This window comes from Kitasatospora sp. NBC_01539 (assembly GCF_045040525.1).
Classification (GTDB): Bacteria; Actinomycetota; Actinomycetes; order Streptomycetales; family Streptomycetaceae; genus Kitasatospora.
Genome location: NZ_CP109390.1, coordinates 2,551,042 through 2,566,216 on the forward strand (window position 1 = coordinate 2,551,042; position 15,175 = coordinate 2,566,216).

The window sequence follows — 15,175 nt, forward strand, 5'->3', positions numbered from 1 at the left end:
ACCACGGCGAGCCGGGGGCGGGTGACGGAGGGGACGGAAGGGGCAGAAGGCAGGGGGGACCGCCACGCACCACCCGCACCACAGGCAAGGACCGCACGATGAGCGACAACGGCAGTCTGATCACCCCCGCGCTCGTGGATCTCCACCTCGCCCCCGCCGACAAGGCGGAGGCGCTGCGGGCCCTGGGCCAGCGGCTGGTCGCCGAGGGCCGGGTGACCGACCTCGACGGCTTCCTCGCGGACGTGGCGGCCCGCGAGGCGCAGGCTCCGACCGGGCTCGGCGACGGCATCGCCGTGCCGCACTGCCGGTCGGCGCACGTCACCCGGCCCAGCCTGGCCCTCGGCCGCAGCTCCCGCGGCCTGGACTTCGACGCGCCGGACGGCCGCCCGGCCGACCTCGTCCTCGTGATCGCCGCGCCGGACGGTGCGGACGACGCCCATCTGCGGATCCTGGCCGCGCTCGCCCGGCGGCTGATGGACCCGGCGTTCACCGGGGCGCTGCGCGCGGCGACCGATCCGAGCGTGGTCGCCGCGCTCGTCGACGGCGGCGAGGCGGGGCCGGCCCCCGCCGCCGCGCCCGGGGCGGCCACCGTGCCCGACGCGTCCCCCGCGTCCACGGCGCCCGGGGCGGGCCCACGGCTGGTCGCCGTGACGTCCTGCCCGACCGGCATCGCGCACACCTACATGGCCGCGCGGGCCCTGGAGCTGGCGGCGGCCCGGGCGGGGGCGGAGATCCGGGTGGAGACACAGGGGTCGGCCGGTTCGACGCCGCTCGACCCGGCCGTGATCGCGGCGGCGGACGCGGTGATCCTGGCGCACGACGTGGAGGTCCGCGACCGCGCGCGGTTCGCCGGGAAGCCCGTCGTGGACGCCGGGGTGAAGGCGGGGGTGAACCGGGCGGACGGGCTGGTCGCCGAGGCCCTGGCGCTCGCCGCCGCGGGCCCGGCCCGGCCGGGGGCCGCTGCCGCGCCGGCGCCCGCCGCCCGTCCTGAGCACTGGGCGAGGCGGCTGCGCGGCTGGCTGATGACGGGCGTCAGCTACATGATCCCGTTCGTCGCGGCGGGCGGCCTGCTGATCGCCCTGGGCTTCGCGATCGGCGGGTACGAGATCTCGTCGGCGCCGTCGGTGGTCGGGCACTTCGACTGGACGTCGCAGCAGAGCTGGGCGGCGCTGTTCTTCCAGGCGGGGGCGGCGGCGTTCGGGTTCCTGGTGCCGGTGCTGTCCGGCTACATCGCCTACGCGATCGCGGACCGGGCCGCGCTGGCGGCGGGCGTGGTGGGCGGCGCGATCTCGGTGACGGTCGGGGCGGGTTTCCTCGGCGGCATCGTGTCGGGTCTGATCGCGGGCCTGCTGGTGCGCTGGATGGCGGGCTGGAGGGTGCCGCGGTCGGTCGCGGGGATCATGCCGGTGGTGGTGATCCCGCTGCTGTCGGTGGCGGTGGTCGGCCTCCTGATGTTCGTGGTGCTGGGCTCGCCGATCGCGAGCGCGATGAACGCCCTGACCGACTGGCTCGACGGCCTGTCCGGTACGAACGCGGTCCTGCTGGGCCTGCTGCTGGGCGCGATGATGGCGTTCGACCTGGGCGGGCCGCTCAACAAGGTGGCGTACACCTTCGCCGCGGGCGCGCTGACCACGGCGGGCTCCGCACCGGACGCGGGCAGCCTCACGGTGATGGCGGCGGTGATGGCGGCCGGGATGACGCCGCCGCTGGGGCTGGCGCTGGCGACGGCCGTACGGGGCCGGCTGTTCACCCGCGAGGAGCGGGAGAACGGCAAGGCGGCGTGGGTGCTGGGGGCGTCGTTCATCACCGAGGGCGCGATCCCGTTCGCCGCGGCGGATCCGCTGCGGGTCATCCCGTCGGCGATGGCGGGCAGCATGGTGGCGGGCGGGCTGACGATGTCGTTCGGCTCGACCCTGCGGGCGCCGCACGGCGGCATCTGGGTGCTGCCGCTGATCGGCAGCCCCGCGCTGTACCTGCTGGCCGTCGGGGCGGGCACGGTGGTCACGGCGGGGCTGGTGCTCCTGCTGAAGGGCCTGGGCCGACCGTCCGTCCCGGCGGACGCGGCCGACCCTGCCGGGACGCTGCTGACGGGCACGGCCGTCTGACGGCCGCGCCCCTGGCCCGGCCGGACGCCGCCCGGCCGGCCGGGCCTGCCGTCAGGGCCAGAGCAGGGTGCTCGTCCAGGCGACCCGCCCCGTGCCGAGGCCGGTGCGGGTGTAGCGCAGCCGGACGTGCCGGCGGGCGGCGTCGCCCTGCCAGAACTCCACCTCGTGGGCGCGCAGCGTGTAGAGGGTGTGCCCGGTGGCGACGAGCCCCGGGTCGGTGTCGAGCAGCAGCTGCGCCTCGTCGGCGGCCAGGTCGTACGCGGCGAGGGAGCCGAGCGGCTCGCTCTGCCGCCCCACCAGGGCGGCGATGCGGGCGCCCGGGGAGCGCTGCCGGAACTCGTCGGCGGAGACGGCGGGCAGGGCCGGTTCGACCGCCCCGCGCACCCGGACCTGCCGCCCGAGCAGCGGCCAGTAGACGCTCAGCGCGGCCATCGGGCTGAGCGCCAGCTGGCGGCCCTTCGGACTGTCGGCCTCGGCGGCGAACACCCAGCCGCCCCCGGCCGCGTCCACGTCGCGCAGCACCAGCACCCGGGCGTCCGGCACGCCGTCGGCGTCGACCGTGGAGAGCGTCATGACGTGCGGGTCGAGGACGCCCGCCTCCAGGGCGTTGACCAGCCAGTCGACGAAGAGCGGTCCGGGCTCCGCGGGTGCGCCGTCGGCCTCGAAGACGGGCAGCACCCTGACCATCGGTGGCCTGTCGCGCAGCAGCTCCCCCACCGGGCTCAGCCGGTGGACGTCCGTCCTGTGGTCGCTCGTCCGGTGCTCGGACACGTCCGCCGCCTCCTGCCGCCTCGTCCCCGCCTTCCACCGTACTCAGTGGCGGAAGGCGGTGCGCACCCCGGCCCCGGGCGTGGCGGGCCGGGGCGCCGTCAGTGGTGGAAGGAGGACCGGTCGGAGTCGGCCGGGCCGCCGCCGGTCAGCGTCGCGATGGAGCGCCGCATGTCGTCGGCGAGCAGCGCGATGGCGTCGCGGCCGATGCCGTGCCGCACCATCACGCGCTGGATCACGGTGTCCTGCCGGCCGGGCGGCAGCGGGTACGAGGGCACCTGCCAGCCCCGCATCCGCAGCTGGTCGGAGAGGTCGTAGAGCGACCACGGGGAGCCGGCGGGGTCGGTGAGGGTGTAGGCGACCGCGGGCAGGCCGCCGTCGCCGTCGTAGAGCAGGGTGAACGGGCCCATGGCGGCGATCTCCCGCCCGAGGTACTGCGCGGTGTCGGCGCACGCCTGGTGGACGCGGCGGTAGCCGCCGCGGCCGAGCCGCAGGAAGTTGTAGTACTGGGCGACGATCTCTCCGCCGGGGCGGGAGAAGTTCAGCGCGAAGGTCGGCATGTCGCCGCCGAGGTAGTCGACGTGGAAGACGAGGTCGTCGGGCAGGGCGTCCTGGTCGCGCCAGACCGCCCAGCCGACGCCGAGCGGCGCCAGGCCGAACTTGTGGCCGCTCGCGTTGATCGACACGACGCGCGGCAGCTGGAAGTCCCACACGACGCCGGGGTGCAGGAAGGGCGCGACGAAGGCCCCGCTCGCGCCGTCCACGTGCAGCGGCACGTCGAGGCCGGTCTCGGCCTGCAGCCGGTCGAGTTCGGCGGCGATCTCCGCGACGGGCTCGTAGTCGCAGGTGTAGGTGATCCCGAGGATCGCGACGACGCCGATCGTGTTCTCGTCGACGTACTCGCGCAGCTGGTGCGGGCGCAGCCCCGTGGCGCCGTCCTCGACGGGCACCTGGCGGAGCTCGACGTCGAAGTACCGGGCGAACTTGTCCCAGCAGATCTGCACCGGGCCGCAGACCAGGTTGGGGCGGTCGGCCGGCAGTCCGGCGGCCTGCCGGCGCTTGCGCCACCGCCACTTCATCGCCAGGCCGCCGAGCATCGCGGCCTCGCTCGACCCGGTCGTCGAGCAGCCGACCGCGCCGCCGCTGCCGGGCGGGGCGTTCCACAGGTCGGAGAGGATGTTGACGCACCGCGACTCGATCTCCGCGGTCTGCGGGTACTCGTCCTTGTCGATGATGTTCTTGTCGAGGCACTCGTTCATCAGCCGGTGGACCTCGTCCTCCGACCAGGTGGTGCAGAACGTCGCGAGGTTCTGGGCGGCGTTGCCGTCGAGGAGCAGCTCGTTGTGGAGGAGCGCGTAGACCACGGCGGGCGGCGAGTGGTCGTCGGGCATGCGCCGTTTCGAGAGCACGTGCTCGCTCATCGGCGACGCGTACAGGTCCACCGTCGCGTCGTACTCACCCCGGTCCTGCGCTTCGTGAAGAGCCACGAGACACCTCTCCTGACGGTCGGGCCCCCTGCCCTCGGGACACTACGTCGCCGGGCCGGGTCGCGACACCGGGCGGCGGGGCCGTGCGGGCCCGCTCCGGCGGGTGACACTCCGACGGCCCAGTCCCGCTTGCCGCACCCGCCCCGCGGCCGGACCGTCGGGAGCATCCGTACGTCTCCGAACGGGAGAACACCATGACCTCCGCTGCCTCCCCCTCCGGCCCGTCGTCCGCGGGCACCATGCCACCGAGCCGGGAGAACAGTCCCTGGGTCACCGGCCTGGTGCTGTTCGCCGGCGTGATCATGATGGTGAACGGGGTGATCGACCTCTTCCAGGGCATCGTCGCGGTCGCCCAGGACGACCTGATCGTCACCACCCCGAACTACGTCTTCCGCTGGGACGTCACGGCGTGGGGATGGATCCACATCGCCCTGGGTGTCGTCCTCGCCGTCGTCGGCATCGGCGTGCTGCGCGGCATGACCTGGGCCCGGTACACGGGCATCGCGGTCGCGGCGCTGAGCGGCATCGTCAACTTCCTCTGGCTGCCGTACTACCCGCTGTGGGCCCTGGTCGTGCTGGCCCTGGACGTCTTCGTGATCTGGGCGCTGGCGGTCTACCGCCAGGACTGACGGACGGACACCCGGCGGCGGCCGCGGCACCCACCGGGTGCCGCGGCCGCCGCGCTGTCTAGGCTGGGCTGCCATGCGCCCTGGTGAACCGGCCGGCCCCCTGGACCTCGGCCTGCTGCGGACCTTCCTCGCCGTGCACCGCGCCGGCTCGCTCACGGCGGCGGCCCGGGTGCTGCGGCTCTCCCAGCCGACCGTCACCGCCCAGGTCCGCGCCCTCGAACAGCAGGCCGGGCATCCGCTCTTCGAACGGCTGCCGCGCGGCGTCGCCCCGACCGCCGCCGCCGACCTGCTCGCCGCCGAGGTCGCCGGCCCGCTCGACGCCCTCGCCGCGGTCGCCGAACGCGGCACGCACGAGGGCGCCGCGCCCGCGCGGCCCGTCCACCTCGCCGGACCCGCCGAACTCCTGAGCATCTGCGCGCTGCCCGCCCTCGCCCCGCTGGTCGGCGCCGGCCTCCGGCTGCGGGTGACCACCGGCCTCACCGACGACCTGCTGGCCGGGCTGCGCGCCGCCCGGTACGACCTCGTGGTGGCGACCGCCCGGCCGCGCGGGCGGGCGCTCGACGCGGTGCCGCTCGCCGACGAGGAGTTCGTGCTCGTCGCCGGCCCCGCGTGGGCCCGCCGGATCGGGCCCGGCCGGGTCGCCGCCGAGGGGCCGGCCTCCCTCGACGGCGTGCCGCTGGTGACGTACGCCGAGGACCTCCCGATCGCCCGGCGCTACTGGCGGCACGTCTTCGGCACCCGACTGGCGGGGCCTGCCGCCCTCGTCGTGCCGGACCTGCGCGCGGTGCTCGCCGCCGTCGTGGCGGGCGCCGGCATCACCGTGCTGCCGCGCTACCTGTGCGCGGAGGACCTGGCCGCCGGACGGCTGACCGCGCTGCTCGCCCCGGCCGACCCGCCGATCAACACCGCCTACCTGGTGCGGCGGGCCGGCGGCCCCGAACCCCGGCCGGTCGCGGACGTCCGCGCCCGCCTCCTCACCGCCGCCCGGAACTGGTAGGCCGGGCGGCCGCCGCGCCCTCAGGTGCCGATCGTCCGCAGCGACACCCACAGCGCCAGGACGGCGACGGCCAGCGCCGCGGGCACGGTGAGCAGCCCGAGCCGGGTGAACTCGCCGAGGCGCACGTCGGTGTCCTGCTCCCGGACGATGCGCCGCCACAGCAGCGTCGCGAGCGAGCCCGCGTAGGTCAGGTTGGGCCCGATGTTGACGCCGAGGAGGACGGCCAGCACCGCGCCCGGCCCGGTGGGCGCGGTCAGCGGCAGCAGGACGAGCACCGCCGGCAGGTTGTTGATGAGGTTGGCGAGCACGGCGGCCAGCGCCGCGGTGCCCGCCAGCGCGGCCAGCGAGGTGCCGTCCGGGACGATCCGGCCGAGGCCGTCCGCCAGCCCGTTGTCGACCACCGCCCGCACGACGACGCCCAGGCCGAGCACGAACGCGAGGAACAGCGGGCTCGTCGCCCGCAGCAGCCCCATCGGCGTGGTGGTGCCGCGGACGAGCGCCCGCACCGCGAGCGCCAGCGCGCCGGCCGCCGCCGCCCACGCCGGGTCGAGGCCGACCGCCGAGGTCAGCACGAAGCCCGCGAGCGTGCAGCCCACCGTGACCAGCGCGAAGAGCGGCAGCGGTGGCGTCGGCCCGGTCGGCGGCACCTCGGCGGGCGCGGGCAGGTCGGCCGCGAAGAACCGCCGGAACACGACGTACTCGGCGAGGATCGCGACCAGCCACGGCAGCGCCATCAGCACCGCGAACCGGGTGAAGGTGAGCCCGCTCACGGCGAAGGCCAGCAGGTTGGTCAGGTTGGAGACCGGCAGCAGCAGCGACGCCGTGTTGGAGAGGTGGGCGCAGGCGTACACGTGCGGGCGGGGCGGGGCGCCGAGCCGGGCCGCGGTCACCAGGACCACCGGCGTGAGCAGCACGACCGTGGCGTCCAGGCTGAGCACCGCCGTGGTCACCGACGCCACGAGGAACACCTGCACGAGGAACCGCTGCGGCCGCCCACGGGCACTGCGGGCCATCCAGGCGCCGCAGGCCCGGAAGAGCCCCTCCTCGTCGCAGAGTTCGGCGATGACCAGGACGGCCGCCAGGAAGCCGATGACCGGCCCGAGCCGGGCCGCCTCCTCGGCGACGTCCTCCAGCGGGATCGCCCCGAGGAGGATCAGGAGTCCGGCGGCGGGCACCGCGGCGGCGGCCTCCGGCCACCCCCAGGGCCGGACCACCGCACAGGTGAGCACGAGCAGCAGCAGGGCGGCCGAGACGGTCTCGGCCAGCGGGGTGTTCAGCACCGGGTCCTTCCGGGTCGGAGGTTCGCCCCCATCGAAGCAGACCCGGACGGGCCCTCGGACATGCGGTGATCGTCTGCCCGGCACGGCTCCGCCCGAGCACGGCCGCGCCCGGGCCGCAGCCGTCCGCCGACCGGGAGCGCGGGCGGTTCCGGAGCGCCGGTCAGAAGTGCGTCGCGATGCCGAACGCCCGGCGCAGGTGCGCCATGTCCGCCCTGTCCCGGTCGGTCGGCTCGTATCCCTGGTGGAAGAAGACCTGCTGCGCGGCCGACAGGCAGCGCACCGGCACACCGAGCACCAGGCCGGTGACGAAGCAGTCCGCGGGGTAGGGGAAGGGCCGGTCCGGGTCGAAGGAACGCTGGACGGCACTGCCGTCGGGGGCGAACTCCAGCGGGTGCAGGTCCAGTTCGCGGCCGTCGGGGTGCGCCAGGACGAACCGCACCGGCCGCTGGTCGAGCGTCTGCACGAAACCGGCCGCGCCGAGCACGGCGAGCAGCACCGGCTCGTCGCGCACGTCGTGCATCAGGTCGGCGTCCCGGTGCGGCCGGGTCTGTGTGCCGAGCAGCGCGTCGATCCCCCAGCCGCCGCCGACCCACACCCGTACGGCGGACGCCTGCAGCGCCTCCACGACGGCGGTCAGCTGTTCCCCCCGCACGTCCCGCTCCCCGTCCCCGGACCCCCGCCGCGCACGGCCGGGTGCGGGCGCGGACGGCGCGGTGCCGTCCCGGGGTCAGTACACGTCGCGGGCGTAGCGCTTGTCCACCGCGAGCTGCTTCACGTACGCGGCCGCGTCGGCCTCGCCGAGGCCGCCGTGGGCCGCGACGATGTCGCGCAGCGCCTGGTCGACGTCCTTGGCCATGCGGCCGGCGTCACCGCAGACGTAGACGTGCGCGCCGTCCTGGAGCCAGGACCAGAGCTGGGCGCCGTTCTCCCGCATCCGGTCCTGCACGTACACCTTGGCGCGCTGGTCGCGGGAGAAGGCGAGGTCGAGGCGGGAGAGCGTGCCCTGCTCGCGCAGGGCGTCGAGCTCGTCCCGGTAGTAGAAGTCGGTGGCGCGGCGCTGCTCGCCGAAGAACAGCCAGTTGCGGCCGCGGTGACCGCGGGCGCGCCGCTCGTCGAGGAAGCCCTTGAACGGGGCGACACCCGTGCCCGGGCCGACCATGATGGCGGGGACGCCCGGGTCGGCCGGCGGACGGAAGTGCGCCGAGCGCTGCACGAAGATCCGTACGGGTGTGTCGGGGGCGGCGTCCGCGAGGAAGCTCGACGCGACGCCCTTGCGGCGGCGGCCCTGGTGGTTGTCGAACCGCAGCACGGAGACGGTGAGCTGCACCTTCGCCGGGTCGGCGAGCGGGCTCGACGATATCGAGTACAGCCGCGGCTGGAGCCGCTTCAGCACGTCGGCCCACTCCTGGGCGGTGGCCTTCACCGCGTACTCGACGACGACGTCGACCGCCTGCCGGCCCCAGCTCCACTTGGCCAGCTCGCCCTTGTTGTCCGGGCGCAGCAGCTTGCGCAGCACACGGTCGTCGGCGGTGCGGTCGGCGGTGAAGCGCAGCAGGTCGGGGGTGATCCGGGTGAGGTCGAGGTGGCGGTGCAGGGCCTCGCCGATGGTGATCCGGCCGTGGCCGTCGAGGTCGACCTCGGTCTCCGGGTGCTGGCCGGTGGCCTCCAGCCATTCGACGACGAGCTCGGGGCAGTTGACCGGCCACACGCCGAGGGCGTCGCCGGCCTCGTACTCCAGCTGCCCGTCGCCGATGTCGAAGGTGAACTGCCGGACCTCCTTGGCGGCGCCGGGCAGGCTGAGCAGCCGGTTGCCGCTGAGGCGGGCGGTGTAGGGGGCGGCCTTGGTGGGACGGGCCGGGGCGGCAGCGGCGGGCGGGCCGGCGGGCGCGGGAGCCGACCCGGCGGACAGCAGGGCGAGCACCTCGTCGAGCCACCGGTCGGCGCGCTCCTCGAAGTCGGGTTCGCAGTCGACGCGCGGCATCAGCCGGGCGGCGCCGAGCTCGTCGAGGCGTTCGTCGAGGCGGCGGCCGTGGCCGCAGAAGTCGTCGTAGTTGGAGTCGCCGAAGGCGAGGACGCAGTAGCGCAGGCCGTCGAGCCGGGTGGCGCCGTCCGCGGTGAGGGTGTCCCAGAAGTCGGCGCCGTTGTCGGGGGCGTCGCCGTCGCCGAAGGTGCTGGTGACGATCAGCAGGTCGGTGGTGGCGGTGAGCCGGTCCGGGGTGGCGTCGGCCATGGAGAGCAGCACGGGGGCACGGCCGGCATCGGTGAGGCGGGCCGCCGCGGCGACGGCGAACTCCTCGGCGTTGCCGGTCTGCGAGGCGTACAGCACGGCCAGGCTGCGGCCGGGTGCGGCGGCCGCGGCGGGGTCGGCGGCGGGCGCCGGCTGCGGGGCGGCGCTGCGCGAGAACAGGCCGGCCAGGACGCCGTCGACCCACAGCGCGTGGGCCGGGTCGAACGGGGCGCTGTCGGGGAGCACCGGCACGGTGCCGACCGCGGTGCCGGTGGCGGTGGTCGCGGAGCCCAGCCCGGCGAGGTAGCCGGCGAGGTAGCGCCGCTCGTGGTCGGCCAGCGCGGGCGGGGCGAAGTCGGTGAGCGAGAACAGCTCGGTGAGGACGGCGACCGCCGAGCCGCCCGCGGCAGCGCCCTGCGCGGTCGCGGCGCTCCGGACGTCCGCGGCCGGGTGCACGGCCGTGGCGGGCGCGGGTGCGGCGGCGCGGACGGCGACGACCCGGGTCAGCGAGACGGCGCAGGCCTTGAACTCGGGCTGGAAGGAGATCGGGTCGACGGCGTCGTTGGTGACGGCGTTGATGCTGAGGTACTCGCCGAAGAGGTCGTTCCAGTGGAACGGCGCGAAGCAGGCGCCCGGGCTGACGCGGTCGGTGACGCGGGCGGGCAGCACGGCGCGGCCGCGGCGGGAGGCGACCTCGACCTGGTCGCCGTCGGTGACCGCGAGGGCGGCGGCGTCCTCGGGGTGCAGCTCGACGAACGGGCCGGGGTTGAGCTTGTTGAGCTTGGCGACCCTGCCGGTCTTCGTCAGGGTGTGCCACTGGTGCTGGAGGCGGCCGGTGGTGAGGACGAACGGGTAGTCGTCGTCGGGGAGTTCGGCCGGCGGCAGGTGCGGGCGGGCGAAGAACCGGGCCCGGCCGGTCCCGGTGGGGAAGACGAGCCGGGGCCGGGTGCCGTCCTCGCGCTCCAGCAGGGTCTGGCTGACGCCGTCGTTGAGGTAGCGGATCGGGTTGCGGTCCGGGCCGTCCGCGGACGGGGCGGGCCACTGCACCGGCGTCGCGCGCAGCCGCTCGTAGGTGACGCCGCGCAGGTCCCAGCCGGTGGCCGGGTTCCAGGCCCGCTTGAGCTCCTCGAAGACGTCCTCGGCGCTCGCGTAGGTGAACGCGTCGGCGAAGCCCATCGCGCAGGCCACGTCCGCGATCAGGCGCCAGTCGGGCCGGGCCTGGCCGGGCGCGTCGACGACGCCGGGCACCAGGGTGAGGTTGCGCTCCGAGTTGACCATCACCCCGTCGGACTCCGCCCACAGCGTCGCGGGGAGCACCACGTCGGCGTACGCGTTGGTCTCGGTCTCGGCGAACACGTCCTGGGTGATGACGAGGTCGGCGGCCTCCAGGCCCTCGATCACGGTGCGGCGGTTGGCGACGGAGGCCACCGGGTTGGTGCAGATGATCCAGCACGCCTTGATCTCCCCGGCGGCCATCTGCTCGAACATCTCGACGGTGCCGGCGCCGGCCTCCGTGCGCAGCGTGCCGGCCTCGACGCCCCAGAGGTCCTCGACGAAGGCGCGTTCGGCGTCGACGAGCACGGAGCGTTGGCCGGGCAGGCCGGGGCCCATGTAGCCCATCTCGCGGCCGCCCATGGCGTTGGGCTGGCCGGTCAGGGAGAACGGTCCGGAGCCGGGACGGCAGATGGCGCCGGTGGCGAGGTGCAGGTTGACCAGGGCGTTGGTGTTCCAGGTGCCGTGGGTCGACTGGTTGAGGCCCATCGTCCAGCAGCTCATCCACTCGCCGGCCTCGCCGATCCACTGCGCGGCCTGCCGGATGTCCGCCTCCGGGATGCCGGTGATCGCGGAGACCGTGGCCGGCGTGTAGTCGGCGAGGAACTCGGGCAGGCCGTCCCAGCCCTCGGTGAACTCCGCGACGAACGCGGGGTCGGTGTGGCCGTTCTCCACCAGCAGGTGCAGCAGGCCGTTCAGGAGGGCCAGGTCGGTGCCCGGCCTGATCTGCAGGAACAGGTCGGCCTTGTCGGCGGTGGCGTTGCGCCGCGGGTCGACGACGATGAGCTTCGCGCCGGTGGTCTTGATCCGGTCCATCATCCGCAGGAACAGGATCGGGTGGCAGTCGGCCATGTTGGCGCCGATGACGAGGAAGGCGTCCGCGGCGTCGAAGTCCTGGTACGAGCCGGGCGGGCCGTCCGCTCCGAGCGACAGCTTGTAGCCCGAGCCCGCCGACGCCATGCACAGGCGCGAGTTCGACTCGATCCGGCTCGTCCGCACGAAGCCCTTCGCCAGCTTGTTCGCCAGGTACTGCGCCTCCAGCGACATCTGGCCGGACACGTAGAACGCCAGGGCGTCCGGCCCGTACTCGTCGAGGATCGCGCGCAGCCGGCCCGCGACCGCGGCGACCGCGGCGTCCACGTCGAGCGGCACGGGCTCCTCGTTGCGGTCCGTGCGGACGAGGGCGGTCTCCAGCCGTCCCGGTGCGGCCATCATGTCGGCGTGGGTCGCGCCCTTGGTGCACAGCCGCCCGGCGTTCGCCGGGTGGGCCGGGTCGCCGGAGGCCTTGGCGATCCTCCGGCGGCCGTCGGGCTCCCGCGTCAGGTCCAGCACGATGCCGCAGCCGACACCGCAGTACGAGCAGACCGTCCTCACACGGCTGCTCCCGATCCGCGGCTCCGGCACCGTCACGGCTGCCCCTCTCGTGGCCGCCGGCCCCGTGACCCCGTCAGCAACGAACGGGGCCGACACGGCCGGCCGGGTGGGTCGCTCCCACCCGGGTCCAACGTAGGAAGAGCCTGTTGCGCATGTGTGACGTACGCCGGTCCCGGGTCGTTACGCCTGCCGCACCGGTGATCGCCGCGCCTGTGAGGGCCGCACCCCCGCGGAGCCCGTCGTCCGGCCGCCCGAGCGGGCCGCCCCGGCGGGCCGACGGCCCCTCGCCGGGCGGGACGGACGCGCCGCGGCGGCGACCCCGCCGTGGGGCCGCCGCCGAATGGGGGAATCCGTCAGCCGGCGAGGATCCGCTCCTTCTGCACCTGGAACTCGGCGTCGGTGAGGACACCCTGCTCCTTCAGCGTGGCCAGCTCCTTGAGCTGGTCGATCCGGCTCTCCATGGTGGTCGCGGCGGGAGCGGCGGGCGGGGGCGGCGGGGGCTGGTAGGCCTCCTGCGGCGGTGCCTGCTGGGCCTCCTGCTGCGCCCAGCGGCCCTGCTGCCGCCGGGACACGCGGTTGGACACCGACGTCGCGGTACCCGCGATGACGGCTGTACGGGCGACTCCTCTGAGCAGTCCGGGCATCACTCTCTCCTCACTGGTCGCGGACGGGCGGCCGGGTCAGTCGGTGTCGGCGCCGAGCGAGTCGAGCACCTCGACGACGGCCTCGATCGGGATGCGGCCGCTGGCCACGAGCTGGGCCCCGCCGCGGCGGAGGGCCGTGGCGAACGGGGCGGCCCACAGGTTCTCGTAGATGAAGATGCCCGCGGAGTTGCCGGGCTCCAGCACGGCGGCGACCTCGTCGAGGTCGTCCTGGCCGAGCAGCCCGGAGGCGGCGCCCTCGAAGACGGCCAGGTCGAGCTGCCCGTCGCCGGTCATGTCGGCGATCTCCATGCCGACGACCGAGCCGTCGGTCTCCTTCTTCACGAACATCAGGTCGATGATCCGGATGATGCCGCGGTCGACGAGGTCGACGAGCAGCGGGATGCCCTCACCGGTCATGCGGCTGCCGGGAAACTCGACGATCACGTAGTCGATCGGTCCCGCCTCGGTGGGTTCGTCGATCACATCGGCTCCTCAGGTGTGCGGTGCCGGCGGCCGTCGGACGATCCGGGGCCCGCCCGGGGAGCCGTCGCCGGCCGCGGCGGCCGGGGACTCCCCCTCCAGGGTGAGGGGAGCCGGGCCGGGCCGCACCACCGGAGCCGGGCGGGCCGGCGGGCGGTTCCGGGCGGCGGCCGCCCGGAACCGGCAGGTCACCCGGCCCGTCGGGCGGTGAGGAGCGCCCCGCCGAGCGGCAGCTCGGCCACACCGGCAAGGGTGAATCCGGCCTCGGCGAACAGCGCGGCGTAGTGCCCGGCCGTCCGCTCGCGGCCGCCGACGTTGCAGAGCATGTGGACGTCCCACGGCACCGCCAGCGACGGGTCCTCGCCGGGGCCGGGCAGGAGGCGTTCGACGACGAGGAGTTCGGCGTGCGCGGGCATCGCCCCGGCGATCCGCCGCAGGATGCCCAGACACTGCCGGTCGTCCCAGTCGTGCAGCACCCGGGAGAGCAGGTACACGTCGCCGCCCTCGGGGACGGCCTCGGTGAAGTCGCCGGTCACCAGGCGGCAGCGGTCGGCGCAGCCGGCCTTGACCAGGGTGTCGCGGGCCGCCTCGACGACGTGGGCGCGCTCCAGCAGCACGCCCTCCAGGTGCGGGTGCGCGCCGAGGATCCGGCCGAGCAGCTCGCCGTTGCCGCCGGCGACGTCCACGACCGTCCGGGCGCGGGCGAAGTCGGCCAGCTCGGCGACCGGCCCGAACATCGCCGCCCCGGCCGCCATCGACCGGTCGAAGAGGTCGGCCAGCCCGGGGTGCCGGGCGAAGTACGGGAAGTGGTGCTCGCCGAACGTGTGCACGAAGGCGTCCCGGCCGGTGCGGACGGCGTACCCGAGCTCGCCGAACGAGCGGTAGAACGGGCCGCCGTACAGCAGGGCGAGCGGGTGCAGCGAGCCCTCGCCGTCGCTGCGCAGCGGCAGCCCGACCGGGGTGGGCCGGTAGGTGTCGCCGTCCGGGGCGAGCACCCCGAGCGCCGCCAGGTAGCGGAGCAGGCGCCGCAGGGCGTCGGGGTCGGTGCCGGTGAGCGCGGCGAGCCGTTCCGGGGTGGGCCGCGGGGTGGTGTCGAGGTGGTCGGCGAGCCGGAGCTCGGCCGCGACGGCGACGGCCTGCGTGGCCCACGCCCCGGTCATCAGCTGCAGCAACTGCTCGGCGGGACGGTCGGCGGACCGCCCGTGCGCGGCGAGCACCCCGGGGTGGTGGCCCCGCGCGGTCAGCTCCAGCCGCAGGTGGCCGTGCTCCACGGGGGTGCGGAAGTAGAGGACCGTGGAGTCCTCGTACGCGTTGTGGCCGCCGCCGTCGGCGGTCGTCCGGCCGTCGGCGAGCAGGGTCGCCCGCAGCCCGGCGAGGACCACCGGATCGGCGGTGGTGACCTCGAAGGCGAGGTGCGCCTCGTGGTCGTGGGCGCGCTCGCCGGCGGCCACGGTGTCCAGCCCGGAGCCGGGCGGTACGGACAGCGCGAAGATCTCGACCTCGCACGCACTGCCGTCCGCGGCGGCCACCGGCGCCCGGAGGATGCCGACCTCCAGGGCGTCGACGGACCGCCCGTAGCGCCGGGCGAGGCGCTCCCGGACGACCACGCTGGGCGTGACGGGCCCGGTGTCGAGGCCCTCCCCGCGCAACAGCCCGGGCAGGCCGTCCTGTGCGGACGGGAAGACCAGCACCGCGGCGTGCGCGAAGGCGGTGTGGGCGGCGACGGCGTCGCGCTCCGCCCCGCCCAGCCCCGGCAGCAGCGCGGCGAGGACGCTCGCGGTGTCGTTGGCCGCCACGAACGCGGCGGCGCGGCGCACGCGGCCGAGGTCGGACGGGTCGAGGACGGGCGGGTCGAGGCGCAGCGGGGCTGCACCGTACGGCGTGGTCATGCGGATCCCCGTGGGTCGATCGG

General features: G+C 75.3%; 11 protein-coding genes. 3 read left to right on the forward strand and 8 right to left on the reverse strand.

Annotated features, from left to right (window positions below; all coding sequences use genetic code 11):
- The first annotated feature begins 98 nt into the window (after window positions 1–98).
- A complete protein-coding gene (locus tag OG335_RS10980) occupies window positions 99–2,105 on the forward strand; it encodes a fructose-specific PTS transporter subunit EIIC (protein WP_405010889.1) in 2,007 nt (668 codons plus the stop codon).
- Between the two features lie 51 nt (window positions 2,106–2,156).
- Here the strand turns inward: OG335_RS10980 and OG335_RS10985 are convergent, their stop codons facing one another.
- Window positions 2,157–2,876: a pyridoxal 5'-phosphate synthase gene (locus tag OG335_RS10985; protein WP_405010890.1), complete on the reverse strand. Its 720-nt coding sequence runs from the start codon at window positions 2,874–2,876 to the stop codon at window positions 2,157–2,159.
- 98 nt (window positions 2,877–2,974) lie between these two features.
- Entirely contained in the window at window positions 2,975–4,360 is a 1,386-nt protein-coding gene (locus OG335_RS10990; protein WP_405010891.1) for a glutamate decarboxylase, read from the reverse strand.
- 194 nt (window positions 4,361–4,554) lie between these two features.
- Here OG335_RS10990 and OG335_RS10995 point away from each other — a divergent pair, with 194 nt between their 5' ends.
- Both OG335_RS10995 and OG335_RS11000 read left to right on the forward strand, forming a co-directional pair.
- Window positions 4,555–4,989, forward strand: a complete 435-nt coding sequence (locus OG335_RS10995) for a hypothetical protein (protein WP_405010892.1) — start codon at window positions 4,555–4,557, stop codon at window positions 4,987–4,989.
- Window positions 4,990–5,062: 73 nt separating this feature from the next.
- Window positions 5,063–5,986: a LysR family transcriptional regulator gene (locus OG335_RS11000; RefSeq protein WP_405010893.1), complete on the forward strand. Its 924-nt coding sequence runs from the start codon at window positions 5,063–5,065 to the stop codon at window positions 5,984–5,986.
- Between the two features lie 20 nt (window positions 5,987–6,006).
- Here the strand turns inward: OG335_RS11000 and OG335_RS11005 are convergent, their stop codons facing one another.
- The 6 genes from OG335_RS11005 to OG335_RS11030 form a co-directional block, all read right to left on the reverse strand.
- Window positions 6,007–7,263, reverse strand: a complete 1,257-nt coding sequence (locus tag OG335_RS11005; RefSeq protein ID WP_405015356.1) for an SLC13 family permease — start codon at window positions 7,261–7,263, stop codon at window positions 6,007–6,009.
- A gap of 163 nt (window positions 7,264–7,426) precedes the next feature.
- Window positions 7,427–7,918, reverse strand: a complete 492-nt coding sequence (locus OG335_RS11010; protein ID WP_405010894.1) for a nucleotidyltransferase domain-containing protein — start codon at window positions 7,916–7,918, stop codon at window positions 7,427–7,429.
- Between the two features lie 75 nt (window positions 7,919–7,993).
- Window positions 7,994–12,175 carry a molybdopterin-dependent oxidoreductase gene (locus tag OG335_RS11015; protein ID WP_405010895.1) on the reverse strand — a complete coding sequence of 1,394 codons (4,182 nt, stop codon included), beginning with the start codon at window positions 12,173–12,175 and terminating at the stop codon, window positions 7,994–7,996.
- 317 nt (window positions 12,176–12,492) lie between these two features.
- Window positions 12,493–12,783 (reverse strand): SHOCT domain-containing protein, encoded by a 291-nt coding sequence (locus OG335_RS11020; protein WP_405010896.1) that lies wholly within the window; start codon window positions 12,781–12,783, stop codon window positions 12,493–12,495.
- A gap of 36 nt (window positions 12,784–12,819) precedes the next feature.
- Window positions 12,820–13,266 carry a DUF6325 family protein gene (locus OG335_RS11025; protein ID WP_405010897.1) on the reverse strand — a complete coding sequence of 149 codons (447 nt, stop codon included), beginning with the start codon at window positions 13,264–13,266 and terminating at the stop codon, window positions 12,820–12,822.
- Window positions 13,267–13,451: 185 nt separating this feature from the next.
- Window positions 13,452–15,152, reverse strand: a complete 1,701-nt coding sequence (locus tag OG335_RS11030) for a methyltransferase (protein ID WP_405010898.1) — start codon at window positions 15,150–15,152, stop codon at window positions 13,452–13,454.
- Between the last annotated feature and the right edge of the window lie 23 nt (window positions 15,153–15,175).